Below are 2,101 nucleotides of genomic sequence, written 5' to 3' on the forward strand. Positions count from 1 at the left end.
GATGTGTATAAGAGACAGGCCATGAACAACGGGAACGGCGGGCCCGGCACATTGGAGACAACCAGGTTGATGGGGGCCAGGTTTCGCGACAGGCCACTGGCCGTGTAGGCGCGCGCGGCCAGCCCCAGCAGCCCGGGCGGTGTCGTCTCGGTCAGCCCCATGATCTGGTGCGCCGACAAGGCTTTGGCCATCAGCTTGGCGTTCTGGGTGCTCTCGTGGATCGCGCGCAGCCGCTCGGCGGGATCCTCGACGTCGGTGGCCAGGGACACGGTCATCGAGCTCACCTGATTGCCGACGTCGTCCTTGTTGTCGTCGGTGCGGGTGGAGACGGGAATCTGGGCGATGAGTGGTTTGGCGGGCAACTCGCCGCGCTTCTGCAGGTACTCGCGGGCGGCGCCGGCCACCAGCGCCAGCACGACGTCGTTGAGCTTGACGCCGTAGGCGTCCTTGACGGCCTTGGCCCGCGCGAGTTCGACGCGGCAGCCGGTGATTCGCCGGTGCGGCGAGACGGGGGCGTTGAACCGGGTCTTGGGCGCCTCGAAGTAGCGCGGCGGCCGGCCGCTGCTCACACCCAGCGCGGCGATCTGCTGGCGCACGGTCTGTTCCACCAGCCGGGCGATGCGGAAGGGCGTCTTGACGCCGACGTTGATGAGCGCGCCCACCGCCCGCCGTTCGATGCCCGGAATCTTCGATCCCACCAGCGATCCCACCGTTTCGTGTTGCGGCGGCCGCGGTTCCGGCGTGACGTCCAACAGGATTTCACCCAGGCCGGCGCCGGAGACGCCGTCGACGATGGCGTGGTGCATCTTGGTCAGCGACGCGACGCGGCCGCCCTCGACGCCCTCGATCACCCACATCTCCCACAGCGGCCGGGCGCGGTCCAGCTTGTAGGACATCAACCGGCCGACCAGCTCCTCGAGCTCGCGGCGGCCACCCGGCGCCGGGACGGCGATGTGCCGGATGTGGAAGTCGACGTCCAACTCCTCGTCTTCGACGAACCACGGCCGGTCCAAACCCAGCGGCGCCCCGGTGACCCGCCACCGCAACTGCGGCAACTCCGGCAGCCGCTCGATGATCAGTTCGCGGAGCCGCTCGAAGCTGTACTCCGACGCGTCCTTCGGGTCGCAAATCGCCAGCGCGCCCACATGCATGTGCCAGCCCGAAGTCTCGGCCGACCAAAACGCCGCATCAACACTCGAAAGCCGTTTCATCCCCCGACCGTAGCCCTCCCACCCCCATCGGGACCAGCAATGGCAAACAAACTACCCGCCGGCTTTGCCGAAGAGGTCCTACGGGGCCGCCGGCTCGTCGGGACCACCGCCCGGAGGGTTGCCGGTCATGCGTGCACCCACCAGCGGTGAACGGCCGCAGTTATTGCGCCGCAACTCATTTCGAGAACTCACTGGCTCCGATCGACGGGGCTCGCTTGGGGGCTCGCCCACGCGGAGGTTGGCTCCGACCGAATCCACGCCCGGGGAACCGACAGGGCCCCGATCGCGGCGCCGCTGCCGACGCTCACCCGAGGCGCCGCGTCGGTCGTTCGGGCGGACCGGATGACCGTGGCCCGGTGCAGCGCGGCGGCCTTGTTGAGGGAGCTCAGGTGGGTGAGCGCGACGTCCGACGGCGCCGACAACGAACTGAGCCGGGACAGTGCCGCCGCTACCGGCGACAGGGTCGCATCGAGGGTAGTGCGCGGCGAGGAGGACAGCGCATCGATCGCCTGGCCGACGGCCGAGATCACTTGTGCGCCGGTCGTTATCACCTCCGGCGCCACCCTCAGCCGCCAGCTGCGGGATGGTTCGGTGACCGCCGGCCCGGACGAATGGGTGCATTGCGGGGGCGAACTGAACGGTGTCAGCTGCCGGATAACCGCCGAGGCGCGGGCGTAGGCGTACATGGCGGCGGCGTCTTGGGCCCACATCCATTCATAGTCGGCTTCGGCGTCGGCGATGGCCGGACTGAGCTGGCCAAGCCAGTTCGTCGCGGCCAGCCAGATCCGCCGCAACCGATTGGCATCGATCGCATGGGGCGCCACCACCGCCGCGAGGGCCGCACCGTAGGCGGCCCTCGCGGCGGTGGTGGCGCCCCATGCGATCGATGC

At 69.3% G+C, this 2,101-nt stretch carries 2 protein-coding genes; both read right to left on the reverse strand.

What is annotated here, in order from left to right; all coding sequences use genetic code 11:
- Positions 1-1,211, reverse strand: a 1,211-nt coding sequence (locus tag WU80_RS24605) for a wax ester/triacylglycerol synthase family O-acyltransferase (RefSeq protein ID WP_055405894.1), incomplete at its 3' end; no start/stop codon positions are given.
- Between the two features lie 188 nt (positions 1,212-1,399).
- Positions 1,400-2,101 (reverse strand): PPE domain-containing protein (locus WU80_RS24610; protein WP_055405893.1); only part of this gene is annotated, 702 nt, incomplete at its 5' end.

Origin of the sequence: Mycobacterium sp. UM_11, from assembly GCF_001414075.1 — a bacterium.
GTDB lineage: Bacteria > Actinomycetota > Actinomycetes > Mycobacteriales > Mycobacteriaceae > Mycobacterium.